Source organism: Sphingomonas sp. BL-S-05 (genome assembly GCF_055521695.1).
The window spans coordinates 2,638,395-2,665,139 of sequence record NZ_CM145499.1 but is presented as its reverse complement, the minus strand read 5'-3'; the positions used below and the strand labels follow the sequence as shown (position 1 = coordinate 2,665,139).

The following is a 26,745-nucleotide window of genomic DNA, read 5'->3' as shown; positions in this document are numbered from 1 at the left end:
CGGGAGAGGCCCCAGCCTGCGCTGGGGCGACGGTTTGGGGTCGGTGGGATTGGTCGGGGAGGGACACACCGCTCCCCGCTCCGCCAGCCGTTCGCGCAACACTTGCGCCGCCGGATCGCTACCGACGACGCAGGCGGCATCGAGCGGTACTATCAGCGGCGCGGCAGTGGCGAGGAGCGTGGCGAGGATCACTTGGCGGCCGGTCGGTCCTGCGGCGCGCGGCCGAATGCCTTGTTCGGTTCGGCGGCCATGTCGAACACCAGCCGTCCGCCCTTCGCCAATTCGGCGTGGGCGATCCAGCTTTTGGTCCAGGGGCGGCCGTTCCAGGTGACGGCGCGGACATAGGGGCGGTCGGGGGCGTTGCCGCGTGCCTCGACGATCAGCTTGCGGCCGCCGCCGACCTGTACCGTCGCGCGATCGAACAGCGGGCTGCCGAGCACATAGGTCGCGCTGACCGGATCGACGGGATAGAAGCCGAGCGCGGACAGGAGGTACCACGCGCTCATCTGGCCGCAATCGTCGTTGCCGATGATGCCGTCGGGGCGGTCGTGATACATTTCGGTCAGCAGGCGGCGGACCATCGCCTGCGTCTTCCAGGGGCTGCCGCAATAGGCATACAGGTATGCGACATGGTGGCTGGGTTCGTTGCCATGCGCATATTGGCCGACCAGCCCCGAAATATCGGGCGGGGCGTCGGCGGGGAGTTCGGAGGAGGCGGTGAACAGGCCGTCGAGCTTCGCCTCGAACGCGGAATCGCCGCCCATCGCCGCGATCAGCCCATGGACGTCATGCTGGTTGAGGAAGGTCGCCTGCCAGCCATTGCTTTCGGTGAAATCGCGCCATTTCTTCGAATGGCCCAGCGCATTGGGGGCATAGGGTTCGGCCCATTCCCCGTTCGCCATCCGACCGCGCGCGAAGCCGATCTTCGCGTCGAACACGTTGCGCCAGTTGCCCGACCGCTTGCGTAGGCGCGCGGCGCAGGCGGCGTCGCCCGCCGCATCGGCGATGAACGCGCCAGCATAGTCGTCATAGGAAAATTCGAGCGTCTTCGACACGCTTTCGAAGATGCGGTCGGCGGGCGCATAGCCGAGTTCGTCATAGGCGCGCACGCCGATGCTGTTGTCGAGATTGGGCGTCGACCAGTCGAACGAGCGCTTGCTTACGCCGCCCCATGCGGCGGCATAGTCGGCGGCGATGCCTTTCGCGCGCGCTTCTGCCATTACGGGCACGGCGTGCCAGCCGATCATGCAGCCGGTCTCCACCCCCTGTAGCGGCCAGACGGGCGGACCATAGGGGCTTTGCTGCGTCTGGCGGATCAGGTCGCGGACGAAGGTCTGTGTCCGCGCCGGGCGGATCAGCGTCTGGAGCGGATGGAAGGCGCGATAGGTGTCCCAGAGCGAATAGGCGCTGTAGGCCTGCTCGCCGCGCGGGACGCTATGCGTCTGGCGGTCGAGGCCGATATAGCGGCCATCGGTGTCGGAGAAGAGCGTCGGGCCGATCGAGGCGTGGTACAGCGCCGATGCGGCGACGGTCCGTTGCTGCGGGGTGCCGCCCTCGAACCGGATCAGGTCGAGTTCGCTTGCCCATGCCGCGCGGGCGGCGCGGGCGTAGCGGTCGAAGTCCCAATGCTTCGCTTCGGCGGTTAGGTTGGCCTTTGCGCCGGTCAGGTCGACCGCCGAGATGCCGGTGCGGATGACGATGGGGGCGGCGCCGGCGTCGTCATAGTGGAGGACGGCCTTCAGGCGCTTGCCGGTCACGCCCTTGCTGCCGGCGGGCGTGTCGCCGTCGCCGAAGAATTCGATGCGGTCGGGTTTGCGCGACACTTGCATCGCGAAGAAGATGCGGCGGCCCTTCGCCCAGCGGAAGACGCGGCGGGTGCCGGTCAGGGTGCCATCGGCTTCGAGCGAGAGCGCGGCTTCGTCGATATAGGGCGACTGGTTCGGCCCCTCCATCACCAGATGCGACAGGTCAATCAGGATATGGCCGGGGCCGGCGGGGAAGCGATGGCGCTGGATGCCGGTGCGGTCGGTGACGGTCAGTTCGGCGCGCACCCCGCTTTCGAGGGTGACGGCGTAATAGCCGGGTTCGGCGACCTCGTCCTTGTAGCGCTGGCGATAGCCCTTGTCGGGATCGTCGAGCGGGCCGCCGTCAAGCAAGACCGGGCCGCGCGTCGGCACGACCAGCACGTCGAGCATGTCGCCGATGCCGGTGCCCGACAAATGCGTGTGGCTGAAGCCGAGGATCGAGCTGTCGCCCTTGTGATAGCCCGAACAGGTCGCCCAGCGCGCGGTATCGGTGTCGGGCGAAAGCTGCACCATCCCGAACGGCATGGTCGCGCCGGGAAAGGTATGGCCGTCGCCGCCGGTGCCGATGAACAGGTCGGGCCTGGCGGGGGCGGTGCCCGCCGCGCCGACGGGGAGTGCATCGACCAGCGCCAGCGCGGCGGTGCCGCCGAGCAGGGCGCGACGCGAGAACATGGTCATTTCGGCAACTCCTGCGTGCCGGTGATGGTGAAGGCGACGTGCTGTCCGGTCGTATCGCCCGGCTGGCCGCCGCCGATGAACAGGCGATAGGCGCCCGGCCGCACCGCGCGGGTGCCGTCGAGCGACACGGTGCTGAGCAGGCGCGGGTCGAGGGTGAAGGTCACCGTCTTCGCCTGACCGGGCTTCAGCGCGACGCGCTGGAAACCGACGAGGCTGTGGCGCAGAACCGGGTCGTTCCATGCGCCGATCCTGTTGAGATTGTCGGGCGCGATCAGATAGGCCTGCGCGACCTCCTCACCGGCGCGTTTGCCGGTGTTGGTGACGCGGGCGGTGACGGTGAGCGGCTGGCCGGCGGTCAGGGTCGCGGGGGCCTTGGCATCGGCATAGGCATAGCTGGTGTAGCTGAGACCATGACCGAAGGCCCAGAGCGGCTGGCCGTCGAAATAGCGATAGGTGCGGCCCTTCATATTATAGTCGACGAAGGCGGGCAGGTCGCTCGTCTTCGCATAGAAGGTGACCGGCAGGCGGCCCGACGGGTTGGTCGTGCCGTCGAGCAGGTCGGCGATGGCGGTGCCGCCGACCTCGCCCGGATACCAGCCGGCGACGATCGCATCGGCGTGTTGCTTGGCCCATTCCATCGCGACGGCGCTGCCCGACAGGAGGACGACGATCAGCGGCTTGCCGCTCGCCTTGACTGCTTCGAGCAGTTGCTGTTGCGCCTGTGGCAGCGCGATGTCGGTGCGGTCGCCGCCCGAGAAGCCGGCGACCTCGAGGCGCAGCGCCTCCCCCTCGACCGCCGGCGACAGGCCGACGAACGCGACCACCGCATCGGCATTGCGTGCGGCGGCGACCGCCTGCTGTCGCTGCGGATCGGCGGGGGCGATCCACGTCAGGCGGATGCTGTCGTCGGTGCTGGCATGGGTCAGGTCTAAACGGAAGGGCTTGGGCGACGTATCGGCGAAGTCGAGGGTCGCTTCCATCCGTTCGGACTTGCTGTCGTTCGCCGCGCCTTCGACCGCCGCAGTGCCGGTGGCGCTCAGCACGTCGCGGCCATCGACCCACAGCTTCACCGCGTCGCGGCCCGAGCATTTGTCCCAGCAGCGATTGATGTCGATGCGCAGCGTGTAGCGACCCGGCCCGGGCGGGGTCAGCATGCCGGTCCAGCGCACGCCGTAGCGGTCGACGGGCAGGTTCGCGGCGGGGCTGGTGCGTGCCCAGTTGAAATCGATGGTGCGGTCGGTGCGGGTCAGCGCCGGGGTGCCGGTCATCGCCGGGTCAGCGAAATATTCGGCCTTCAGCCCCGATCCGAACGCGGTCTGCGGCACGGGGAGGGGCACGCCCTCTGCCAGTGTCGATCCCTGCGCATAGGTGACGCCGAAGCGGTCGGTCAGGCCGTGCAGCGGCGTGACCGGATCGGCCGAGGTGCCGTTGTAATTGGCCTCCAGCACGTCGAGGCTGTCGGCATTCGGGCCGACGACCGCGATCTTCGCGCCGCGCTTCAGGGGCAGGACGCCGTTGTTCTGGAGCAGCACCAGCGACTTGCGCGCCGCTTCCAACGCCAGCGCGCGGTTGGCGGGGGTGTGGAGCGCGCCGGCCGGGATCGAGTCCCAGCGGCTGCTGGTGCCGAACGCGTCGCCGAGGCGCTTGCGGACCTCGAACGTTCGTTCCAGCGCGCGGTCGATCGTGCCTTGCGTCGTCAGCCCGCGTTCGAGCGCCTTGGGCAACGCGGCATAGGCCGAGCCGCAATTCAGATCCATGCCGGCATTGATCGCGGCGGCGGAGCCGGCGGCGTTGTCGAGGGCATAGCGCTGATAATGGGCGATATTGCCGATCGCGTCGCAGTCGGACACGACCAGCCCGTTCCAGCCCCAGTCGCGTCGGATGCGCTGGTTGAGCAGCCAGTCGGCGGCGCACACCGGCACCCCGTGGACGCCGTTATAGGCGCACATCACCGATTGCGCCTTCCCCTCGGTCAGCGCGCGGCGGAAGGCGGGAAGGTAGGTCGCCTCCATGTCATAGGGCGCGGTCTGCACGCTGAACGCGTCGCGGCCCGCCTCCGGCCCGCTATGCGCGACCAGATGCTTGGGCGTGGCGATGACGCGGGGTTGCAGCGGGTCCGGCCCCTGCAGCCCGCGCACATAGCCGACCGCCAGCGCGCCGGTCAGCACCGGATCCTCGCCATAGGTTTCCATGCCGCGACCCCAGCGCGGATCGCGGAAGATGTTGATGTTGGGCGACCAGATGGTCAGCCCCTCATAGCGGCGCCGGTTCTTGCCCGGCAGCGCATTATATTTGGCGCGCGCCTCGGTCGAGACGACGGTGCCGATCCGCTCCATCAGCGGCGCGTCCCATGTCGCCGCGAGGCCGATCGCCTGCGGAAAGACGGTGGCGACCCCGTTGCGGGCGAGGCCGTGTAGCGCCTCGTTCCAATAGTCATAGGCGGGCAGGACATCGCCTTGTGCCGGGGCGGTGCTTTGCAGTTGCGCCGCCTTTTCCGCCGGGGTCATCGCGGCGATGGTCGCGGCGATCTGCGGGTCGGGCCGAACATCGGATTGACCCGCGCCGGCGAGCAGGGCGAGAAGGATGCTCACTTGTTCGCTCCCAGCGTTTGCAGGCGCAGCGCTTTCTTCAGCGCGCCGGTCGACGCCTTGCCCGCGATCGTCACCGTCACGCTCTCGCCCGGCAACAGGTCGAGGAAATTGTCCGACGCCTGCACGTCCAAGGTACCGAAGCCGATCCACAGCGCGCGGGCGAGGCGGGTGGCGGTCACGGTCAGCGCCGGCTTGCCGTCGACCGTCGACCAGCGCGTGACGAGGCCGGGATCGGGCAGGTCCATCGCCTTTTCGGGGAGAGCGGAGACCAGTGCGCGCGAGGCGACCCTGCCGTCGACCAGCAGTTCGAACACGGCAAAGCTGCGCTTGGGATCGGCGCCCTTGAACAGATCGGCGTCGGTCAGCGTCGCGATCTTCGTCGACGACAAGGCAGGCAGTTGCACCGCGCGTTCGAACTGGCTGGCGACCTTGCCCGCGACATCCATCGTCCGCACCCGCCAGCGGGCGGTGACCGGCCGGGTCACGTCGGAGATCAGCGCGACCTCGGTCGGTCCCTCCGCCTTGCGCGCCGCCGAGATGGCGAGCGGGGCATAGAAGCGGCGGGCGGCGAAGTGTAGCGCCTTCCACCGGCCATAATAGTCGATGCTCGACCATGACGCGCCGGGCCAGACGTCGTTCAACTGCCAGTAGAGCGAGCCGCTGGTGACCGGGCGGCAGGCGCGGTGGTGGAGTGCGCCGAGCTGGATGCCGTCGGCCTGCATGACCTGGCTGAGATAGACGAAGTCGGCGAAGTCGCGGGGTTCGCGATAGCGCATGCGGATATAGTCGAGCAGCCGCTGTTGCCCGGCACCCTTCAGGAACTTCTGGTGCGCCGTCATTACCGGGGAGTCGACGGCATAGTCGCCGGGTTTGGCGAACTTCGCGATGGTCGCCATGTCGGGCATCGCCTGCAGCCCATATTCGGACATGAAGCGCGGGCAGCTGTCGAGATAGGCGGTGGCGGGTTTCTTGCCGCCCCAAACGTCCCAATAATGGCGGTCGCCATTGCCGTCCTGATCGGGCTTGCCCTCGTAATTTGCGCTCGGGCTGCCCGGCCAATAGGGCACGTCGGCATCGCGGCGTTCGGCGGCGTCGCGCAGCACGCGGTCGAACAGGATCGCCATGCCGACGCCGACGCGTTCCTGTTCGTCGGCCCCGACGCGCTTCTTGAAGGCGGTGCGGTCGCTCCAGCCCTCCCAGCCCGACAGCACCTCGTTATTGCCCGACCACAAGACGATCGAGGGATGCGCCTGTACCCGGTCGACCTGTTCCTCGGCCTCGATCTTCACGCTTTCGCGATAATCGGGATCGTAGGGGGTGATCGCGCCGCCGAACATGAAGTCGGACCAGATCATCAGCCCCAGCCGGTCGGCAGTGTCGAAGAAGCTGTCGGGCAGATACATGCCGCCGCCCCAGATGCGCAGCATGTTCATGTTCGCCGCCTGCGCGTCGCCCATGATCTTCGCCATATAGGCGTCGGTGACGCGCGGGCCGAAGCTGTCGAACGGGATCAGGTTCGCGCCCTTGGCGAACACCGGAATGCCGTTGATCCTGAACAGGAAGCCGCGCCCGATCGCGTCCTTGCTCCGGACCAGTTCGACGGTGCGGATGCCGGTGACACGCTGCTGGCTGTCGACCAGTTCGCCGTCGAGCCGGGTTTCGGTGGCGACGGTGTAGAGCGGCTGGGCGCCATAGCCGGCGGGGTACCAGAGCTGCGGTTTGGCGATGGCGAGCGGCACGCTTACCCGGTTCTCGCCTGCCGTCACCGCGACGGTGCGGGTCGCGCGGACCTTGGCGCCATCGGGGGCGGTGACGATCGCGTCGACCTGCACGGTCGCGTCACGATCGGCGATCAGCGTGACGTCGGCGGACAGGCGGGCCTCGGCCGGGGTCACCGCCTCCTGCTGTACGCGCAGGGTGTCGATGCGCACGTCATCCCATGCATCGACCTTGACCGGGCCATTGGGTCCGACGTTGATAATGCGGGGACCCCAGTCCCAGCCATAATGATATTTGGGCTTGCGGATATAGGGTGAGGTCTGCCGCCCCTCCGGCTCGTCGCCGGCGGTCGAATCATATTCGCCGGGCAGCGGGTTCTCGATGTTGGCGACCATCGGCTTCAGCACGCCCAAAGGCGATTTGAACGCGATGCGGATCTCGTTCGCGCCGGCCTTCAGCAGCGGTTTGGCGTCGGCGCGCCAGCGGCGATGGGCATTGTCGGCGGCGAGCAGCTTGGTGCCGTTGACGAACACTTCGGCAAAGGTGTCGAGCCCGTCGAACACGAGGTCGACATGGTCGCGCGCGAGTAGCGCGGGGGTGGCGTTCAGGCGTCCGCGATAGTCCCAGTCGCTGCGTCCGACCCATTGGATCGTTGCTTCGTTCAGCCGGACGAACGGATCGGGCGTGATCTTCGCCGCGATCAGGTCGGTCTGGACATAGCCGGGCACCTTTGCCGACAGCCAGCGTGCGGCCTTGGGATGGTCCTTCGCCGCCGGATCGCCCGGCGCGAGGCGGACTTCCCAGCCCTTGTCGAGCGTCACCGTTTCGCGCGGCGCCGCCCATAGCGCGGCGGGGGCGGCGGCGAGCAGCAGGAACAGGGCAGGCTTCACTTGGCGTCTTCCAGTTGCAGCGTGTCGACGGTGTAGAAGGGGTCGGATAGCGGCGAGGTGAATTGCAGGCAGATATCCGCATCGCCCGGCTGTTTCGGGAAGGTGCCGGTAAAGTCGAACCGGTTGGGTGCGGTGTCGGGATCGGGCAGCGGGAAGGTCGCGGCGACGATGCCGTCGCAGCCGCCGACGCGCATCACCAGTTCGCCATAGCGGGTGACGGCATAGTGGAGGCGGACCTTGCCCTCGTCATGGGCGAGGCCATAGTGGCGCGGCAGGCGGGCGACAGTGACCTTGAACGCCTGTGCTACGTCGAGCGGCATGTTCGGCGCCTGGGTACAGGTGTCGAAGATGTTGACATTGTAGGCGGGGGCGTCGCCGCTCTGCCCCGATACCAGCGGCACGCGGAGACCAAGCGCGCCCTTGGGACAGGCGACCATGTCGCTGCTGCCGGTCGCGCGGAGCAAGGCGGGGCGCGTCGCGTCGAAGCGGCGCGGTTCGGCGAGCGGGTGGCCGTCCTTGGCGAAGGCGGTGGCGGTCACGACCTGTCCGGGCTTGAGCGCGATCGGCGCTGCGTAGGTGCGCGAGCGGGCGGTCGGCTGGCTGCCGTCCGTCGTGTAGCGGATCGTGCCGGCACCGGTCTGGGTGGCGAGCGTCAGCTTCGGCGACTTGCCGCGCAGCACGTCGCCCTTGGCGCCGTCGAGCGTGTAGGTGACCGCGAAGGCGGCGTCGGCGGCGGCGATGCCCTGCCGCTGATAGCGCAGCATCTGCGGCTGGAGGCGGGTGACGAACCCCTTCCAGTCGCGCTTGTCGCGCGGGCTCCACGTGAACTCGGCGATCGCCGACAGGCGCGGGAAGGTGGCGTGTTCCTTCTGCTTGGCCGTCGCCAGATATTCGGACCAGGCATTGCCCTGCGCGCCGAGCACATGCGCGGCGGCCTCTGCCGTCACGCCGGGGCGGACGGGTTCATAGCCATAGACCATCTCCAGCGTCTGGAGGCCGATGCGGCCGGGCGGTTCGTCGCCCGCGGTCGACTGGATATTGTCGAGATAGAGGTTGGGGGCGGGCGACATGACGACGTCATGCCCCTTGTTCGCCGCCTCGACCGCGCCCGCCTCGCCGCGCCACGACATGACGGTCGCGCTGGTCGGCACGTCGCCTTCGAGGATTTCGTCCCAGCCGATCAGGCGACGGTTCTTCGACGCCAGATATTTGCCGAGCTCGGAGATCATCCAGCCCTGCATCTGGTTCTCGGTCTTGAGGCCCAGCGCCTTCATCTGCGCCTGCACCTCCGGCGAGCGTTGCCACTGGTCCTTGACCGCCTCGTCGCCGCCGACATGGATGAACTGGCTCGGGAAAATGTCGATCAGCTCGTCGAGCACGTTCTTGATGAAGGTCATGCTGCGCGGGGAGGGGGAGAAGAGCCACGGATTGACGCCCCAGTCATGGCCGACCGGCGGGCGATCGCCGAGCACGCCGACCTCTTCCGGATAGGCCGCGACGGCCGCCTGGGCATGGCCGGGCATGTCGATTTCGGGGACGATGGTGATGCCGCGTTCGGCGGCATAGGCGACCAGCTTGCGCAGTTCGTCCTGCGTATAGAAGCCGCCGACCTTCGGTCCCGGCTGGCCACCGGCGACGGGCGGTTCACGGAACGCCCCGATCTCGGTCAGCTTCGGATAGCGCTTGATCTCGACGCGCCATCCCTGATCGTCCGACAGGTGCATGTGCAGCGTGTTCAGCTTCTGCGCGGCCATGGTGTCGATGACCGGATAGAGCGTGTCGATCGGCTGGAACGAGCGGGTGACGTCGACCATCAGCCCGCGCCAGCGAAAGCGCGGCGCATCGTCGATGGTGGTCGCGGCGACGCGGACCGGCCTGCCGAAGGCGGTGTCGGGACTGAGCAGCTGCGCCAGCGTCATCGCGCCCCAGAGCAGCCCGCGGTCGCCGCTGGCGGCGATGGTGATCCCCTTCGCGCTGACGGTCAGGCGGTACGCTTCGTCGCCAGCGATGGCCGCGTCGCGCACGAAGCGGATCGCGCCGGTGGTCGCGGTGGTCAGCGTCAGGCCGCGATCGACCTTGACCCGGTCGGCCAGCAGCCGTGCGGCGGTGGCGGCAGCGGTATCGCCGGCCGGCACGACGACGCCCGCGCCGTTGCCGATGGTGATCGCTCCCCTGGCCGGCGTCACCTGTGCGGGCAGGGGGAGGAGCGGGGCGGTCTGTGCATGGACCGGCGCGATGGTCGCCGTCGTCGCGGCCAGTGCCGCCCGGATCAGATGCTTCACGCGGATACTCCCCCTGGGTGGCAGGCCGATTCGTGCCCGCCCGAAACTCTAGCGGCCCGAACGAAAAAAGGCCCCGGCAAAGCCGGGGCCTCTGACGAAGCGGGGAGCGCGGGCCGCGCCCCCCGTATCGCCGGCCCCTTTTATAGGCGGAACGCAACGCTGGCTGCGAAGGTACGACCGTTCTTGTAGAACGCAGTCGGACGATCGCGGGTCGCGTTATACTGGTAATAGGTTTCGTCGAGCAGGTTCTGGGCATTCACGGTCAGCGTGACTTGCGGCGTCACGTTAATCGATGCCGAGAGGTCGAGCTGGCTGTACGGTGCCACCATTTCGCGCGAGTTCAGGCGACCGATCGTGCGGAAATAGCTGGAGCGATAGTTGTAGCTCAGGCGGGTCTGGAAAATGCCGCTCTCGAAATACGGGATCACGTTGACCGTGTGCTTCGACAGATACGGCAGGTTGAGTTCCGCCCCGGTGGTATCGACCGACGAAGTCGAGCTTTCCTGATAGGAATAGTTCGCCTGCAAGCCGAAACCGCCCCAGATTTCGCTCTGTGCCGAGATCAACGCGCCGTTTACCGTCGCCTTGCCGCCGTTGATCGGCTGATTGACGTTGTAGGTCGTCAGCCGGTTCTGCAGCGAGTTGAAGAACACCTGATTGGTGCGGGTGTTGATAATGTAGTTGCTGATATCCCGACGGAACAATTCACCCGCGATCAGCGACCCGGCGCGCGGATACCATTCGGCGGTCAGTTCGTAATTGACCGATTCATACGGCTTCAGGTTCGGGTTGCCGCCGCCGCCATCAAGGGTGATGTCGTTGAGCGACGTCGCTGCCGCGAGATCCTGATAGCGTGGACGCGAAATCACCTTGGCCACCGCGCCGCGCACGATGAACTGCGGCGAGAAGGAATAGGCGACGTTCACGCTGGGCAGGAACTTCAGATAGTCGGTTGCGGTGGTCGTCGGCACCGGCTGGGGATTGACCGTGTTGCTGAGCGTCGTCGCGTAGTTCGAAACGTCCTGCGTATAGACGAGGCGACCACCGATGTTGCCGCGGAACCCGCCCTGGTCGAAATTCGCCTGGACGTACGATGCTGCGACGGTTTCCTTGACCTTGGTCGATGCACCGATCTTGTTGACCAGCGGGCTGTTGATCGCGCCGGCCAGGATGTCGATCACCGCCTGTTCGGACAGGTTGATATACTTGGTCGCATTGCCGCTGCCGCCGCTGCCCGCAAAGGTGCCATCGGGGGTGACGGACGTCTCGACGCCAAGCTGTGCACCGGTGCGCGAGCTGGTCAGGTAGGTGTTGATGCCACGCGCATCGACGCGGTTGACGTGTTCGGTGAAACGGCTGCCCAGCAGGATTTCGGTGAACGGACCGAACGAAACCGGGATGGTCGCGTCATAGCCGGCAAAGGCGTCGCGATCGGTGGTCACGCTGTAATCGAGACCGCCAATCTGGGCCGCAACCAGCTGCGCTCCATTGGCGCCCAGCACCGGGCGGCCTTCAATCTGGGCAGGGTTGTTGTTCGGATTGGTGAAGTAGTTCGCCGGGTCGGTCAGGTCGCCGACGAAATTGACCTCGGCCGACTCCGGGGTGAACGAATAGCTGAACGGCAGCTTGGTCTGCACGTTGAACAGATATTCGGGGTTGCGACCACCGGTTGCCTTCGACCAGCCGCCGAGGAACGACACCTTGGCGCCGCCGTCGCTTTCCCAGTCGGCAAACAGGTTGATGTTGTCGGTCTTCAGCGACGTGCGTCGCACCAGCGTGTCGAGCTGTGCGCTCTGGTTCGGTGCTGCGCCGAAGCTGGCGGCGGTGACGACGCCGTTGGCGACCGTCGCCGATTGCAGCACGCTGCCGGTCCAAGCGACCGGGATGGTGTACATCGACTGGCTGTAGTTGTTGTACTTGCCATCGATGTGCAGGCCGTTGAGCGAGAAGGTCAGGTTCTCGGCCGGGCGGAACTGCACGGTGCCCGACACGCTGGCGCGCTCGCGGGTCTGCTGGAAATAGGCGTAGTTGATGCCGAAGGGTGCGACCGCGGCGATCAGGTCATCCTTGCTGCCGCCGCTGATCGTGGCGTTCGGGTTCAGCAAGATGCCTTGGCCCGACGCGTCGCGCCGCACGCTGCCGTCGGCGTTCTTCTGGAAGAAGTCGGCGCCGCTCTGGTATCCGAAAAACTCGACGCCGGCACGGGTCAGGTTCTGCTTGTCATAGGTCGCGGCGACGAGGAAGCCGAAGGTCTCGGCGGCGTTCTTCCAGCTGTACAGCCCCGATCCGCGGATGTTCCCCTTGTCGGCGCGGTCGTTGTACGAATAGCCGCCCGAGGCGAAAACCGAATTCGCGGCGAGGTCGAGCGGGCGGCGGGTCCGAACGATCACCGTGCCGCCCAGGCTGCCTTCTTCAATCCGGGGTTCGGGCGACTTGTACACTTCGAGCCGGTCGACCAGTTCGGGTGCCAGCAGCGAATAGTTGAAGGTACGGCTGGACGGATCGTTGTCGTTGCCGCCCCAATCGGCCGAGGCGAGCGCATGGCCATCGAGCAGCATGCGGTTCAGCGCCGGATCGGTGCCGAGGATCGCGACCTTTTCACCCTCGCCGAAGCGGCGGTCGATCGATACGCCCGGGATGTGCGACAGAGACTCGGCGACGTTGCGGTCAGGGAACTTGCCGATATCCTCCGCCGAGATGACGTCGACGACGGCGTTGGCCTGCTTCTTGACGTTGATGGCGTTGCGGAGCGAGCCGCGGATACCGGTAACGACGATGTCGTCGCCGCCTTCCGCTTCGGTCGACGACGGCGGTGTCGACGTGGGCGCTTCCTGTGCCAGTGCCGGTGTCGCCACTGCGACCAGCGCGGTGGAGGCTAAATATGCGAAACGCGAGAAAGCCATGGTCCCTACCCCTTCTATTGGGCGCGATATGCGCCCTCCCCGATTGGCCGCGACGGGCAAAGACGACGTGCGTCGTGCTCTGGTACTATATTGGCACCATGCAAGCTCGTTTTGGTCGAATGCAATGTGACCAATTTCAATCATAAAATCTACATAAAAATGAAAAAGAGATGCACTGGTGAGAAAATCCGTCTTCTGGGCGGCCGTGATTGGCGGAAAAGGTGGTCCTGATGTCGCCGCGAGCAATAAAGTTTCAAACCAGGGCGTAAGCTGGTTAACGTAGCGCGCTTGGTAACGCCCCCTGCTGGGCAAACCCACCGGTGATGCCAATAGGTGTGTTTACGGACGGGAGGCCGATTTTGCCGGGCTTTCAGCCTCATCTAATTAGGCTTGCATAGTACCAAAAACATACCTATCACGGCGATTGTGATCGTTCCCGTCGCCCTTTACGTTGACCGTTCGAGAGGTTCGAAGGGCGTTGTCATGGGGTTTTCAGAACGGATCGGTCGGTTGCGCGACGACGCGCACGCACCGCTCTATGTCCAGTTGCAACAACTGGTACGCACCGCGATCGAGCGGAAGGTCCTGCAGCAGGACGATGCGATCCCGCCCGAGCGCGAACTGGCGATCGAATATGACGTGTCGCGCATCACCGTGCGCAAGGCGATCGAGGGGCTGGCCAAGGAAGGGCTGGTCGTGCGCCGTCGCGGCGCGGGCACCTTCGTCGCGGCGCGGGTCGACAAGAGTTTCTCGAAACTGTCGTCCTTTTCGGAGGACATGGTCGCGCGCGGCCGGGTGCCGAGCAGCGCCTGGGTATCGAAATCGACCGGGCTGGTGACGCCCGAGGAATCGATGTCGCTGGGCCTGTCGCCCGGTGCGCCGGTCTATCGGTTCCAGCGGATGCGCTATGCCGACGATGTGCCGATGGCGGTCGAATATGCGACCATCGCCGGCAATTGCCTGCCCAGCGTCGATGCGGTCGGCGATTCGCTCTACGCCGCGCTGGAGGCGGCGGGATCGCGGCCGGTGCGCGCGTTGCAGCGGCTGCGGGCGATGGCGTTTCCCGCCGAACAGGCCAAGCGGCTGGGCGTCGAGACCGGCCATGCCGGGCTGTTCATCGAGCGTCGCGGCTTCCTGGCCGATGGCGACACCGTCGAATTCACCCAATCCTATTACCGTGGCGACGCGTACGACGTGGTCGCCGAACTCAACGCAAGCTGATCCGGCGGGGGCCGGCACCAAGAGGGGGTTCATGACGTCCACCGTCGAAGCCGGGCCGAAGCCGGTCGTTGCCGAGCATACCGCCATGCACCGCGAAGCAGGGGAGGGCGGCGCATCCGTCGCCCGGTTCCTGTCGCGCAATGCGCAGGCGCTGGCCGAACTGGGCGCATCGCTGCGTGCCGATCCGCCGGCGCTGGTCGTCACCTGTGCGCGCGGGTCGTCGGACCATGCCGCGACCTATGGCAAATATCTGGTCGAGACGCTGTGCGGCGTGCCCGTCGCCAGCGCCGCGCCGTCGGTCGCGTCGGTCTATGCGACGCGGATGGAGCGGATGAACGCGCTGGTGATCGCGGTGTCGCAATCGGGCCGCAGCCCCGACCTGCTGCGCACCGTCGAAAGCTACAAGGCGGCGGGCGCGCGCGTGGTCGCGCTGGTCAATGTCGAGGATTCGCCGCTGGCGGGTCTGGCCGACACCGTGCTGCCGCTGTCGGCCGGCGCGGAAACCTCGGTCGCGGCGACCAAGTCGTTCATCGCCTCGCTGACCGGCCTGGCCGCGATCGCCGCGCACTGGAGCGAGGATCAGGCGTTGCTGGCGGCGCTCGACACGCTGCCGCAGCAACTGGAAGCGGCGTTCGCGCTCGACTGGACGGCGGTGGCCGACACGCTGGTGCAGGCGCGCAACCTGTTCGTGATCGGGCGCGGCTACAGCTTCGGCGTCGCGCAGGAAGCGGCGCTCAAGATGAAGGAAACCTCGGCGCTGCATGCCGAGGCGTTCAGCAGCGCCGAGGTCCGCCACGGGCCGATGGCGATCATCAACGACGGCTTTCCGCTGCTGGGGTTCGCGACGTCGGACGATGCCGGCGACGACGTCCGCGCGGCGGCGGCCGAGTTCGCGTCGCGCGGTGCGGCGGTGCATCTGGCCGATGCGTCCGACGACGACAGCCACCCGCCGACGATCCGCAGCCATGCCGCGATCGAACCGATCCTGATGATCCAAAGCTTCTACCGCATGGTCAACACGGTGTCGCTGCGCCGGGGCCTGAACCCCGACCAGCCGCCGCATCTGCGCAAGGTCACCGAAACGCGATGAGCAGCTTCGTTTTCCGCGGCGGGCGCGTGCTCGCCGATCAGTGCCAGCACGACAGCTGCGCGTTCGAGGTCGAGGGCGGCGTCATAACCGGCTTCCATGCCGAGGGCGATGCCGAGACGATCGATCTCGACGGCGGCTGGCTGGTCCCCGGCTTCGTCGATACGCAGGTCAATGGCGGCGGCGGGGTGTTGTTCAACGACCATCCGACCGTAGAGGGCATCCGCGCGATCGGCGCGGCGCACGCGACCTATGGCACCACCGCCTTTCTGCCGACGCTCATCAGCGACCGGCTGGACGTGGTCGCCGCTGGCCTCGACGCGGTCGATGCCGCGATCGAAGCGGGCGTGCCGGGCGTGGTCGGCATCCATGTCGAGGGGCCGTTCCTGAACCCGGCACGCAAGGGCATTCACGACGCGAACCATTTCCGCGCGCTGGACGATGCGGCGATCGCGCTGCTCACCGCCCCGCGCAAGGGCGTGGTGATGGTGACGCTGGCCCCCGAACGCAACGATACCGCCGCGATCGAACGGCTGGTCGCGGCGGGCGTGATCGTCAGCATCGGTCATAGCGACGCGACCTATGAACAGGCGCGCGCGGCGATCGATGCCGGCGCGCGGGGCGTGACCCATCTCTACAACGCCATGTCGCCGCTCAAACATCGCGATCCGGGCGTGGTCGGCGCGGTGCTGGAGGACCAGTCGGTCTATGCCGGGCTGATCGTCGACGGCGCGCACCTGCATCCGGCGGCGATCCGCGTGGCACTGGCGGCGCGGCCGCTCGACCGGTTCATGCTGGTGACCGACGCGATGCCGACCGTGGGCGCCGAGAGCAAGCAATTCGTGCTCAACGGCCAGCCGATCCATGTCGAGAACGGCGTGTGCGTCGATGCCAATGGCACGCTCGCCGGCTGCGATCTCGACATGGCGACGGCGGTGGCCAACACGGTCGAACTGGGGGTCGCGTTCGAGGATGCGGTGGCGATGGCATCGACCCATCCGGCCGCCTTCCTGCGCCTGTCGCACCGGATCGGCACGCTCGATATCGGCCATAGCGCCGATTTCGTCTGGCTCGACCGCAACCTGACGGTGCGCGGCACATGGATCGCGGGCAACCGCATCGTCTGACCCCGGTTCGCCGGGACGATTAACAGCATCCGCGCGGGTCGCCGGGGGGCGGACGTGCGCACGAAGGGGCCGATCATGACCGCCATCCTGCTCACCGCACCGTTGCAAGGCTGGGCGAGCGCGCTCGACGACGTGCCCGACGCGGTGTTCGCCGGGCGGATGCTGGGGGACGGCCTGGCGATCGACCCGACCGGCGGTACGCTGCACGCCCCCTGTGACGGCGAGGTGCTGACGCTCCACGCGGGCAGCCATGCCATCACCCTGCGCGGCGAGGGCGGGGTCGAGCTGTTGATGCATATCGGCATCGACACGGTGCAACTGGGCGGCAAGGATTTTTCCGCGCGCGTTGCCGTCGGCGACCGGGTCGAGCGCGGCCAGCCACTAATCGATTTCGATCTCGACGCGCTGGTGCGCGGCGCGCCGTCGCTGATGACGCCGCTGATCGTCACCAATGCCGATGCGTATCGCATCGTCCGGCGCGAGACCGACCGGGTGGTCGGTATCGGGCAGCTGCTGCTGACGGTCGAGCCGGTCGCCGCAAACACGCCGGCCATGACGATGGAAGAGGGCGAGCGCATCGTGCGGCAGGTGCAGGTGCCGATGGCCCACGGCCTGCACGCGCGCCCGGCCGCGAAGATCGGCGAGGTCGCGCGCGGCTTTCTTGCCACCAGCTGGCTGGCCAAGGACGGCAGCGAGGCGCGTGCCACCGGCGCGGTCGGTCTACTCGGGCTGGGCGTGCGGTTCGGCGACACGGTCGACGTGATCGCCAGCGGCCCCGACGCCGCCGAAGCGGTCGCCGCGCTGGCGACGCTGATCGAGGGCGGGATGGGCGAGCGCGCCGAACGGGCGGCGGTCGAACCGGTGGTCGCGCCGCCGCCGCCGCCCGCCGCCGCGCTGCCCGAGGGGCAGTTGGCCGGCACGCTGGCGGCGCCGGGCTATACGATCGGCACCGCCCGCTGGCTGCGGGTTGCCGAGATTGAGGTGCCGGTCGACGGGCAGGGCGCCGCGATCGAGACCGCCCGGCTCGATTCGGCGCTGTCGGCGGTGCGCGCGAAGCTGGCGGCGACGACCGGCGAAGGGGCGGCGATCCGTGCCGCGCATATCGCGTTCCTCGACGACCCCGATCTGCGCGACGCCGCGAATGTCGCCATCGCCGATGGCCGCGATGCCGGCCATGCTTGGCGCGCGGCGACGCGGGCGCAGGCGGCGACGCTGCGGGGCCTTGGCGACGCGCGGCTGGCCGAGCGCGCCGACGATCTGCTCGACCTCGAACGGCAGGTACTGGGCGAACTGACCGGCACGGTCGCGGAGGCGATGACCTTCCCTGCCGGGACCATCCTGCTCGCCGACGATCTGCTGCCGTCGCAGGTAATGGCGATCGATCCGGCCAGTGTCATCGGCCTTGCCGTCGAGCGTGGCGGGCCGACCTCGCACGTCGCGATCCTCGCGGCGACGATGGGCCTGCCGGCACTGGTCGCGATCGGCGCCCCGCTGAACGATGTGGCGGACGGTGCGACGCTGATCCTCGATGCCGATGGCGGCGTGCTGCACGTCGATCCCGATGCGGCGACGCTCGCCGAGGCGCGCGTCCATGCCGATCGCCGCATCGCCGACCGCGACGCCGCGCTCGCCCGCGCCGGCGAAGCCTGCGTCACGCTCGACGGCGTGCGGATCGAGGCGTTCGCCAATCTCGGTTCGATCGAGGATGCGAAGGCGGCGATGGCCAATGGCGCCGAAGGGTCGGGGCTGCTGCGCACCGAATTCCTGTTCCTCGACCGCGACAGCGCCCCCGATGCCGCCGAACAGGCCGCGCTGTACGGCGCGATCGCGGCCGAACTCGACGGGCGCCCGCTGATCGTGCGGCTGCTCGATATCGGCGGCGATAAGCCCGCCCCCTATCTGCCGATCGCGCCCGAGGAAAATCCGGCGCTGGGGCTGCGCGGCATACGTGTCGCGCTGGCCATGCCCGACATTCTCGAAACGCAGTTGCGCGGCATATTGTCGGTGCAGCCGGTCGGGCAATGCCGGATCATGATCCCGATGGTGGCGAGCGTCGCCGAGATTGCCGCCGTCCGCGCGGTCGTCGACCGGTTGCGTGCCGACCTCGGCATTACCGAACGTGTCGAGATCGGCATCATGGTCGAAACCCCCGCCGCCGCGGTCACCGCCGCGACGCTAGCGGCGCATGCCGATTTCCTGTCGATCGGCACCAACGACCTGACGCAATATGCGCTGGCGATGGATCGCGGCAATCCGGCGGTGGCGCCCGGCATCGACGGGCTGCACCCGGCGGTGCTGCAGCTGATCGCGCATACGACCGAGGGGGCCGGACGGCATCGTCGCTGGGTCGGGGTGTGCGGTGGCCTCGCGTCGGACCGGTTGGCGATCCCGCTGCTGGTCGGGCTGGGCATCACCGAATTGTCGGCATCGCCGCGCTTCGTGCCCGAATTGAAGGCGCTGGTCCGGCGGCTCGATACCCATCGCTGCCGGCTGCTGGCGGTGCGCGCACTCGCGGCGGCATCGCCCGCCGAGGTGCGGACCATGGTTCGCGAATTTTTGCAGGAGCTGGGTGCATGAAGTCGGTCGTCGAAACGCTGCAGCCGATCGGCCGTGCGCTCATGCTGCCGATCGCGGTCCTGCCGGTGGCGGGGCTGTTGTTGCGGTTGGGCCAGCCCGACCTGCTCGACATCGGCCTGTTGGCGGCGGCGGGCGATGCGCTGTTCAACAATCTCGGCCTGCTCTTCGCGATCGGCGTCGCCTGCGGCATCGCCCGCGACGGCAATGGCGCGGCGTGTCTTGCGGGCGTCGTCTGCTATCTGGTCGTCAAGAATGGCGGGCCGGTATTCCTGACCGTCCCGGGCGAGGTGACGCAAGGCTTTGCCCCGGACGTCGCGGCGACCCTGTCGGCGGCGTGGAAGGCAAAGGCGTTCGCGAAGCTCGACGTGCCGATCGGCATCGTCGCCGGGCTGATCGGCGGCCATGCCTATAACCGCTATGCGACGATCAAGGTGCCGGAATATCTAGCCTTTTTCGGTGGGCGGCGCTTCGTGCCGATCGTCAGCGGCGTGGCCGGCATCGCCATCGCGGTCGTGGTGGGCCTGAGCTTCGGCGGTATCACCACCGCACTCGACCTGCTCAGCCGCGGGCTGGTGGCATCGGGCAGCTTCGGCCTGTTCGGTTTCGGCCTGCTCAACCGGCTGCTGCTCGTGACCGGGTTGCACCACATCCTCAACAACGTCGCCTGGTTCGTGCTCGGCGATTTCGGGGGGACGACCGGCGACCTGCGCCGCTTCTTCGCCGGCGATCCCACGGCGGGGGCGTTCATGGCCGGTTATTTCCCGGTGATGATGTTCGGCCTGCCCGCCGCATGCCTTGCCATGTACCGTTCGGCATTGCCCGACCGGCGCAAGGCGGTGGGCGGCATGTTGCTCAGCCTCGCGCTGACCAGCTTCCTGACCGGGGTGACCGAGCCGATCGAATTCTCGTTCATGTTCCTCGCCCCCGTGCTTTACGCGATCCATGCGGTGCTGACCGGGCTGTCGATGGCGCTGATGGACTGGCTGGGGGTGAAGCTCGGCTTCGGCTTTTCGGCGGGCCTGTTCGACTATGTGCTGAACTATGGAAAGGCGACGAAGCCGCTGCTGCTGCTGCCGGTCGGCGCCCTTTATTTCGCGCTCTATTACGGGGTGTTCCGCTTCTTCATCCTGCGCTTCGACCTCAAGACGCCGGGCCGCGACGCCAGCGCGCCGTCGCTGACCGGCGCCCCGGCAACCGGTGGCGGCGAGCGGGGGCGGGCATTTCTTACGGCGCTGGGCGGCAGCGGCAACCTCGCCAGCATCGGGGCCTGCACCACCCGGCTGCGGCTGGTCGTCGTCGATCAGGCGCTGGTCGACGAAGCGGCGCTGAAGGCGTTGGGCGCGATGGGCGTACTGCGTCCTTCGGCACGCGCGGTACAGGTCGTGGTCGGCCCGATCGCCGACCAGGTCGCGGAGGAAATCCGGGAAGCGGGGAGCGGCGGTCCGGTCGCTGCGCCGGTCGCGGTGCCCGAGACGGCAACGGACGCCGCAGCGCCGGCGTTGTCGGCAGCCCTGATCGAGGCATTGGGCGGGGCAGGGACGATCGTCCGTACCGAACACCTTGCAGGACGGATCCGGGTCGAATTGCGGCAACCGGCCGCCATCGACCTCGGAGCGCTGCCGGATATCCGCGTTGCGGCGCAGGTCACTCCGACGGTGGTGCATCTCCTCGTATAAACGATCGAAATACCTGAGGGGTGTGTTGCCCAAGTGCAACGGCACCCGTCAATCGAAATTGAATACCGAAGAAAGTATCAAAAAATATTGATTCCCCCTCTCGCCGGCGGAAGACTGTTGCACCGGTGAAACAGCCCGCGCGACGGGACGCCGAAAAGGGGGAATCATGCAATCGATCAAGAAGCTGTTGGCGACGTCATGTCTGGCGACGGTGCTGACCGGCGCTGCGCACGCGCAAGGCGTGCCCGTCGAACCGCTGCCCAAGACAGCGACGACGACCGATGCCGACGATGACCAGACGATCACGGTCACCGGCACGCGCATCGTGCGCCCGAACAACAAGTCGGCAGCGCCGATCGTGTCGACCACGTCGGCGGAAATCGCGGCGCAGGGTGCGACGACGATCGAGGAAGTGCTGAACCGCCTGCCGCAGATCCAGCCCAATGCGGAACAGAATTACGCCGATTCGAGTGGCGCACAGCGTATCAAGTTGCGCAGCCTCGGCTTCGAACGCACGCTGACGCTGGTCGATGGTCTCCGGCTCGGGCTGGTGAACCAGATGGACACCAGCATCATCCCCACCGCGCTGGTCGAACGTATCGATATCCTCAGTGGCGGCGCATCGTCGGTCTATGGGTCGGACGCGGTGTCGGGCGTCGTCAATTTCATCCTGAAAAAGAACTTCGATGGCGTACGTCTCGACGCCAATTACAGCTTCTATAATCACGACAACCGACCGAATGCCGTCACCGAGGCGGCTGGTCGCGCCTTCTTCCCGGCGCGGACCGGCATGGCCAATGATGGTGGCCGCCTCAACGTCACGGCGTCGTTCGGCAAGAACCTGTTCGACGGTGCGGTGAACATCACCGGTTTCGTCAATTATCGAAACTCGGCAATGATCCGCACCGCCGACCGTTCCTATTCGGCGTGCGAAGTGACGCAGCCGACCAGGGACGGTCCGCTGGTTTGCAGCGCTGCCAGCTTTACGCCGAACGGTACGATCATTCCGCAGGCGGGTGCCAATCGCGGTCGGCAACTGGTCAACAGTCCGCTGAACAACGGGACGTTCGTACCGATCAATTCCGGCCCCAACACTGCCGCCAACCCCTTTGACGGCCAGAGCTGGCAGCGCGAGTTCAACCGGATCAACACCGGCGGCTTCCTGACCGCGCGGATTTCCAGCGACATCGAACTCTATTCGTCGGCGCTGTTCTATCGCGACAAGTCGCGCAATCCACAGCTCAACCGGACACTGTCGTACCTGTCGTTCGGTAGCACACCCTATTCGGTGCCGTGCAATAACCCGTTCCTGTCGGCATCGCAGGCGCAGACGTTGTGCGGCACGGCCGCTGGTACGGGGGCTTATGTTCCGATCGACGTGCGTTACCGTTTCGAAGGCGCGGAACCGATCGATGCCGTCTTCATCAACAAGGGTTTCCGTGTCACCGCCGGTCTACGTGGGCAGGTGCTGGACGGCGTGTGGAACTATGACGTGGCGGGTGTGCTGTCGCGGCTCAATTCCACGACCTTCGACATTGCCTATGCCGATTACGATCGGGTCAACCGTTCGCTCGACGTGACGACGGTCGATGGTCGTCCGATCTGTCGCTCGGTCATCAACGGACAGGATCCGGGATGCGTACCGTTCAACGCCTTCAGTCCGTACAACAGCGATCCCGCCCTCAACGCCTATCTCTTTGCGCCGGGCCAGTATAATTACTCGAACACCTCGTTCACCAACAGCCCGCAAATGTGGCAGGCGCTGGCGACGTTGAGCGCCGATCTTGGCAAATACGGCATCACCTCGCCGCTGGCGGATCAGGGTGTCGCGGTCGCCTTTGGCGGCGAATTCCGGGCCGAAAGGCAGAGTAACACCGCCAATGCGGCGTTCCGCGAGGCCAATGGCGGTGAAGACCAGCGCTTCACCCAGAACATCGTCGAGGTGAATGCCGAGCTACAGGCACCGCTTATCGAGAGTCAGGCGTGGACCGACCTGCTGCAGTTCAATGCCGGCTATCGCGTATCGAAGTACAATCGCCTGGCAGGCAACTTCAATACGTGGAAGTTGGAGGGGATCTGGTCGCCCATCCCCGACATCACCTTCCGCACGGCGTTCAACAAGGCGCAGCGCGCGCCGAGCGTGACGCAGGCGGCGTCGGCGGCCAATATCGGCTACACGACCGTGGGTTCGCGGAACGATCCGTGCGCAACGGTACGCAATCCCAACTATGATCCGGGCAAACCGGCCACCGGCACCAACCTGCCGTTCTTCGCGCCCACCGCGACGATCGAACAATGCCGCGCGACGGGGCTGCCCGACAATCTGTACGGCAGCGAGACGCTGGATTGCCCGGACGGCTTCTGCACGATCCGCAATGGCGGGTTCAATCTGACGCCCGAAACCGCCTATACCAAGACGTTCGGCGTCGTGCTGCGTCCGCGGTTCGTGCCGGGTCTGACCGTGTCGGTCGACCGGATCGTCGTCAATCTGAACGATTCGATCAACTATTCCTCGGCCAACGACTTCTTGACCGGCTGCTTGACGTTCCGAACCGAATATTATTGCCGCGGCGTCGTACGCAATCCGGGCACCTTCACCCTATCCAGCCCGACGAGCGGCAATCCGACCGCCGGCTATTTCGCGCAGGGACTGACCAACGGGTACAAGTCGAACTTCGCCAGCTGGGACTTCCAGGGGCAGTATGGCCATGGCCTCGGCTCGGCCGGGCGGATCGACCTGGCGTTCAACGGTTCGTTGACGACGAAGGTCGGCGGGCAGGCGACGCCGGAATCGGTCGATGTCAACTGCGTCGGCTATTATGGTCCGTTCTGCGGCGAAAGCCTGCCGCGCTGGGCGCATAATATGAGCGCGACCTGGACCGCCCCCGGCGATGTGTTCAGCGCGTGGATCAACTGGCGGCATGTCAGCCCGACCACGATCACCTATAATGTCCGCGATCCGGAGGGGACCGGCATTCCGTTCACCGCCGCCGACCGGCGCACCACCTATACCGGCATCGATGCCTATGATTATATCGACGTCTCGCTGGCGTTCGATATCGCCAAGCGCATGACGTTGCGGCTGTCGGTCAACAACGTGTTCGATACCGATCCGCCGTTGGTCCCCAATTCGCGCAACGTGCTGGGGCTGTTGCGGACCAATACCGTGTTCCGTTACGACCTGCTCGGTCGCAACGTCGTCGCGGGCATCGGCCTGAAATTCTGATCCCCTTCCCAAGGGTTAAACGACTGGCCCTGTCACCGACGCGGTGACGGGGCCAGTTCGTTTCAGGCCGGACGCAAACTCGCCGATCGGAGCACGGTGCTGCGACCAACGTCGCCGGTGACGGCATAGGTGAAGCCCGGCAGGATCGCGAAGGCGCCGACCTGTCCGTTCCGATCCATTGCGAGGAAACCGACCTGCACCCCGTCCAGCGCCGATCCGCGCAGCTTCGCGATATGCTCCACCGCCTCGCGACACGCCGCCATCGGCGACAGGCCGGCACGCAGCGAAGACACGACGCGGGCGGTGCCGGCGATGCGGGTCACTTCCTCGCCCAGACCGGTGGCGGTGGCTGCGCCGACGCCCGCCTCGACGAACAGGCCGCTGCCGACCTGCGGTGAATCGCCGACCCGGCCGTGCAGCTTGAACGCCATGCCCGACGTGGTGCAGGCCCCGGCGAGTGATCCGTCGGGCGCGCGCGCGATCATGCCGATCGTGTCATGGTCGAGCGGCCCGCCCAGCGGCGCACGGGCATTTTCGCTGTTGGCGACCGGCTGATATTTCGACGTCTTCAGCCATTTGCGCCATTCGGCCTCCGCCTCCGGCGTCAGCAGTTTCTCCGCGGTGAAGCCGTTGGCCAGGGCAAACTGCCGTGCCCCATCGCCGACCAGGAAGGTGTGCGGCGTGCGCTCCATCACCGCGCGCGCGACCGAGATCGGATGGGCGATATCCTCCATCGCCGCGACCGCGCCGACATGCCCCTTGTCGTCCATGATGACCGCATCGAGCGTCACCCGCCCGTCGCGATCGGGATAGCCGCCCTTGCCGACCGAATGGTTGGTCAGGTCGGCCTCGGGCACCTTCGCCCCCGCCTCCAGCGCATCGATCAGGCTGCCGCCGCTTCTGAACCGGGCGACGGCGGCATCGTTGGCGGCGGCGCCGAAGTCCCAGGTCGAGGCGATGCGCAGCACGCCGGCCGCGCGGGGCTGGGCGGGCAGGGTGGCCGATCCGGCAATGGCGGCAAGGCCGGCGATGGCGGTGCGGCGGGTGATGGTCGGCATGGGTACCCCGTTTCACTGGTGAGGCGCGGTTGTGCGCAGTCGCCGGGGGCGGGGCAAGCCTATAGCGTGATCTCCCGCAGCACGGCATCAAGGACCGGAAAGCCGGCGGCGGTCAGCGCCAGCCGGTCGCCATCGCGCGCGAGGAGCCCCTGCCGCGCGAGCAGCGCCACCGCATCGGTCCGCACCACCGCATCGATCGGCCGTTCGCCCAGCGCCGCGATACGGGCAAGGTCGATGCCCTCGCGCATCCTGAGGCCCATCACCAGCGCCTCGGTCACGCGTTCGTCGGGGGTCAGCGCGTCCTCGCGCTCGATGCCATGGCCGTTGCGCTCCACCGCCGCGATCCAGTTTTCGGGCTTCTTGCGCCGAACGGTCGCCAGCCCCTCGCGCCGGCCATGCGCGCCAGGGCCGATGCCGGCATAGTCGCGATAGCGCCAATAGGTCAGGTTGTGGCGGCTTTCCGCCCCCGGCCGGGCATGGTTCGACACCTCGTACAGCGGCAGACCGGCGGCGGCCGTCATCGCCTGCGTCATCTCGAACAGGTCGGCGGCAAGGTCGGGATCGGGCAGCGTCAGCGCGCCCTTCGCCGCCAGCGTCGCGAAGCGTGTGCCGGGTTCGATGGTCAGCTGATAGAGCGAGAGATGCTCGGTCCCGAACGAGAGCGCGCGGGCGAGTTCGGCTTCCCATGCCGCCAGCGACTGGGCGGGCCGGGCATAGATCAGGTCGAAGCTGACCCGCGCGAAATGGCGCTGCGCGACGCCGAGCGCGGCCAGTGCCTCCTCCACGCCATGCGCGCGTTCGAGGAAGGCGAGCGCGTCGTCATGCAACGACTGTACGCCCAGCGACACCCGGTTGACCCCGGCGGCGGCGATATCGGCGAAGCGTGCCGCCTCGACCGAGGACGGGTTCGCCTCCAGCGTGATCTCGATATCGTCACTCGGCGGCCATGCGCGGCACGCGGCATCGATGATCGCGGCGACGGTCGCGGGGGGCATCAGCGACGGGGTGCCTCCGCCGAAGAAGATCGACGCCAGCCGCCGCCCCGGCAGTGCCGCCGCCTCATGCGCCAGATCGGCGAGGAGCGCCTGCAACCATGCCGCCTGATCGACCGCGTCACGGACATGGCTGTTGAAGTCGCAATAGGGGCATTTGGATACGCAGAACGGCCAGTGGACGTAGAGCGCCAGGGGGGGAGGTTGGTCGGGCACCATCGCCGTCCCATATGGGCGCGATGCGATCGATACAAATATTGGCGCCGCTTTTGCTGCTGGCCGCCTGTTCGCCCGGCGTCGAGGCCGGTCCCGAACGCATCGTCGAACCACGCACGTTCGAAGGGCCGGCGCCGCGCGGGGTGGCGCTGCTGCGACAGGCGATGGAAGCCGGCCACCGTGCCGCGCGCGGTGAGGCGGGACTGCCGCCGCTCGCCTGGGATTCGGCGCTGGCCCGCGATGCGAAGACCTATGCCGATACGCTGGCGACGACCGGCCGCTTCGAACATTCGGCGCAACCGCGCGGGGTGCCCGAACAGGGCGAGAATCTGTGGACCGGCACGCGCGGGGCCTACCGCTATGACGAGATGGTCGGCCATTGGGTCGCGGAGAAGCGCGACTATGTGCCGGGCGTCCTGCCCGCCGTGTCGCGGACCGGCAAGTTCGGCGACGTCGCCCATTATACCCAGATCATGTGGCGCACTACGCAACGCTTTGGCTGTGCCGAGGCGAGCAATGCGCGCGACGATCATGTCGTGTGTCGGTACGTGCCGGCGGGCAATGTCGCCGGACAGCGGGCCTTCTAAGAGTGGGTCGGGGTTGAGGGAGCCGCAAAATCGCGCTGCGCTTGGAGCTCCGCCGCGTACCCCTGCGCGACCTTTGCGAAAGTTCGCTGTACCGTATCCCCGAGAAGGCG

General features: G+C 67.1%; 14 protein-coding genes. 7 read left to right on the top strand and 7 right to left on the bottom strand.

Features of this window, described 5'->3' with window-relative positions:
• Positions 1 to 188 precede the first annotated feature (188 nt).
• The 5 genes from ACZ1JS_RS12455 to ACZ1JS_RS12435 form a co-directional block, all read right to left on the bottom strand.
• Positions 189 to 2,483: a GH92 family glycosyl hydrolase gene (locus ACZ1JS_RS12455; RefSeq protein WP_465166334.1), complete on the bottom strand. Its 2,295-nt coding sequence runs from the start codon at positions 2,481 to 2,483 to the stop codon at positions 189 to 191.
• Positions 2,480 to 5,074: a glycoside hydrolase family 3 C-terminal domain-containing protein gene (locus ACZ1JS_RS12450; RefSeq protein ID WP_465166333.1), complete on the bottom strand. Its 2,595-nt coding sequence runs from the start codon at positions 5,072 to 5,074 to the stop codon at positions 2,480 to 2,482. The genes ACZ1JS_RS12455 and ACZ1JS_RS12450 overlap by 4 nt, the downstream gene beginning before the upstream one ends.
• Positions 5,071 to 7,683: a beta-mannosidase gene (locus ACZ1JS_RS12445; protein ID WP_465166332.1), complete on the bottom strand. Its 2,613-nt coding sequence runs from the start codon at positions 7,681 to 7,683 to the stop codon at positions 5,071 to 5,073. Before ACZ1JS_RS12445 ends, ACZ1JS_RS12450 begins: the two co-directional genes overlap by 4 nt.
• Positions 7,680 to 9,965: a beta-N-acetylhexosaminidase gene (locus ACZ1JS_RS12440; protein WP_465166331.1), complete on the bottom strand. Its 2,286-nt coding sequence runs from the start codon at positions 9,963 to 9,965 to the stop codon at positions 7,680 to 7,682. Before ACZ1JS_RS12440 ends, ACZ1JS_RS12445 begins: the two co-directional genes overlap by 4 nt.
• A 140-nt stretch (positions 9,966 to 10,105) precedes the next feature.
• Entirely contained in the window at positions 10,106 to 12,868 is a 2,763-nt protein-coding gene (locus ACZ1JS_RS12435) for a TonB-dependent receptor (RefSeq protein ID WP_465166330.1), read from the bottom strand.
• A gap of 483 nt (positions 12,869 to 13,351) precedes the next feature.
• Between ACZ1JS_RS12435 and ACZ1JS_RS12430 the strand changes: the two genes are divergently transcribed.
• The 6 genes from ACZ1JS_RS12430 to ACZ1JS_RS12405 all read left to right on the top strand — a co-directional run bounded on the left by ACZ1JS_RS12430 (position 13,352) and on the right by ACZ1JS_RS12405 (position 23,782).
• Positions 13,352 to 14,089 (top strand): GntR family transcriptional regulator, encoded by a 738-nt coding sequence (locus tag ACZ1JS_RS12430; RefSeq protein WP_242119842.1) that lies wholly within the window; start codon positions 13,352 to 13,354, stop codon positions 14,087 to 14,089.
• A 31-nt stretch (positions 14,090 to 14,120) separates the two neighbouring features.
• On the top strand, positions 14,121 to 15,179 hold the full coding sequence (locus ACZ1JS_RS12425; RefSeq protein ID WP_465166329.1) for an SIS domain-containing protein: 1,059 nt from the start codon (positions 14,121 to 14,123) through the stop codon (positions 15,177 to 15,179).
• Positions 15,176 to 16,303, top strand: a complete 1,128-nt coding sequence (nagA, locus tag ACZ1JS_RS12420) for an N-acetylglucosamine-6-phosphate deacetylase (RefSeq protein ID WP_465166328.1) — start codon at positions 15,176 to 15,178, stop codon at positions 16,301 to 16,303. Before ACZ1JS_RS12425 ends, nagA begins: the two co-directional genes overlap by 4 nt.
• Positions 16,304 to 16,378: 75 nt before the next feature.
• The gene (gene ptsP / locus ACZ1JS_RS12415; RefSeq protein ID WP_465166327.1) at positions 16,379 to 18,880 is read left to right on the top strand and encodes a phosphoenolpyruvate--protein phosphotransferase; all 2,502 of its coding nucleotides are present in this window, start codon (positions 16,379 to 16,381) and stop codon (positions 18,878 to 18,880) included.
• Positions 18,877 to 20,556, top strand: coding sequence for an N-acetylglucosamine-specific PTS transporter subunit IIBC (nagE, locus tag ACZ1JS_RS12410; RefSeq protein ID WP_465166326.1), 1,680 nt, complete (start codon positions 18,877 to 18,879; stop codon positions 20,554 to 20,556). The genes ptsP and nagE overlap by 4 nt, the downstream gene beginning before the upstream one ends.
• Before the next feature lie 166 nt (positions 20,557 to 20,722).
• Positions 20,723 to 23,782 (top strand): TonB-dependent receptor domain-containing protein, encoded by a 3,060-nt coding sequence (locus tag ACZ1JS_RS12405; protein WP_465166325.1) that lies wholly within the window; start codon positions 20,723 to 20,725, stop codon positions 23,780 to 23,782.
• Between the two features lie 62 nt (positions 23,783 to 23,844).
• Here ACZ1JS_RS12405 and ACZ1JS_RS12400 read toward each other — a convergent pair whose 3' ends face one another.
• Together ACZ1JS_RS12400 and hemW are read right to left on the bottom strand one after the other, a co-directional pair.
• Positions 23,845 to 24,840, bottom strand: a complete 996-nt coding sequence (locus ACZ1JS_RS12400; protein ID WP_465166324.1) for a N(4)-(beta-N-acetylglucosaminyl)-L-asparaginase — start codon at positions 24,838 to 24,840, stop codon at positions 23,845 to 23,847.
• Between the two features lie 59 nt (positions 24,841 to 24,899).
• Positions 24,900 to 26,051 (bottom strand): radical SAM family heme chaperone HemW, encoded by a 1,152-nt coding sequence (gene hemW / locus ACZ1JS_RS12395; protein ID WP_465166323.1) that lies wholly within the window; start codon positions 26,049 to 26,051, stop codon positions 24,900 to 24,902.
• Between the two features lie 20 nt (positions 26,052 to 26,071).
• Here hemW and ACZ1JS_RS12390 point away from each other — a divergent pair, with 20 nt between their 5' ends.
• Positions 26,072 to 26,635 carry a CAP domain-containing protein gene (locus ACZ1JS_RS12390; RefSeq protein WP_465166322.1) on the top strand — a complete coding sequence of 188 codons (564 nt, stop codon included), beginning with the start codon at positions 26,072 to 26,074 and terminating at the stop codon, positions 26,633 to 26,635.
• Positions 26,636 to 26,745 lie beyond the last annotated feature (110 nt).

Bases quoted from the DNA above. Each gene is read 5' to 3' on its own strand.
- ACZ1JS_RS12455 (WP_465166334.1), bottom strand. From the start codon at position 2,483: ATGACCATGTTCTCGCGTCGCGCCCTGCTCGGCGGCACCGCCGCGCTG.
- ACZ1JS_RS12435 (WP_465166330.1), bottom strand. From the start codon at position 12,868: ATGGCTTTCTCGCGTTTCGCATATTTAGCCTCCACCGCGCTGGTCGCA.
- ACZ1JS_RS12430 (WP_242119842.1), top strand. From the start codon at position 13,352: ATGGGGTTTTCAGAACGGATCGGTCGGTTGCGCGACGACGCGCACGCA.
- ACZ1JS_RS12425 (WP_465166329.1), top strand. From the start codon at position 14,121: ATGACGTCCACCGTCGAAGCCGGGCCGAAGCCGGTCGTTGCCGAGCAT.
- nagA (WP_465166328.1), top strand. From the start codon at position 15,176: ATGAGCAGCTTCGTTTTCCGCGGCGGGCGCGTGCTCGCCGATCAGTGC.
- ptsP (WP_465166327.1), top strand. From the start codon at position 16,379: ATGACCGCCATCCTGCTCACCGCACCGTTGCAAGGCTGGGCGAGCGCG.
- nagE (WP_465166326.1), top strand. From the start codon at position 18,877: ATGAAGTCGGTCGTCGAAACGCTGCAGCCGATCGGCCGTGCGCTCATG.
- ACZ1JS_RS12405 (WP_465166325.1), top strand. From the start codon at position 20,723: ATGCAATCGATCAAGAAGCTGTTGGCGACGTCATGTCTGGCGACGGTG.
- ACZ1JS_RS12400 (WP_465166324.1), bottom strand. From the start codon at position 24,840: ATGCCGACCATCACCCGCCGCACCGCCATCGCCGGCCTTGCCGCCATT.
- hemW (WP_465166323.1), bottom strand. From the start codon at position 26,051: ATGGTGCCCGACCAACCTCCCCCCCTGGCGCTCTACGTCCACTGGCCG.
- ACZ1JS_RS12390 (WP_465166322.1), top strand. From the start codon at position 26,072: ATGCGATCGATACAAATATTGGCGCCGCTTTTGCTGCTGGCCGCCTGT.